The organism is Luteimonas flava, assembly GCF_036584485.1.
Classification (GTDB): Bacteria; Pseudomonadota; Gammaproteobacteria; order Xanthomonadales; family Xanthomonadaceae; genus Luteimonas; species Luteimonas flava.
The window spans coordinates 1-316 of the sequence record NZ_JAZHBM010000058.1; the positions used below are offsets into that span (position 1 = coordinate 1).

The following is a 316-nucleotide window of genomic DNA, read 5'->3' on the forward strand; positions in this document are numbered from 1 at the left end:
TTTTTGAACTTTTATAAATGTACATATCGAGGAGTCCAACGTGGCTCTCTTGAAAGCACGCACTTCGAACTGATCTATCAATTTGTTTGTGGTATCTCTTGACTAAAAAGATATTGACGGATAACGAAAGATCAGGGTTTGATCTCGGAGAGGAGGCCTGATACATTGCCTCCACTTCCAAGGAAGGCAGCAGGAGCGAAAATTACTCAATGACACACCGTCGAAGTAGTGACGAAAATTACCAGAATTGGGTCCTTTTAGGAACAGTGTCTGGGATGAGAACAATTTAAAACCATTAACAAGAAACAATTAGAGG

Annotated in this window: 1 rRNA gene; it reads left to right on the forward strand. The window is 40.5% G+C overall.

The window, feature by feature from the left end:
* A 16S ribosomal RNA gene (locus V3391_RS17670) occupies positions 1–234 on the forward strand; the annotation flags it as partial.
* Positions 235–316: the final 82 nt, after the last annotated feature.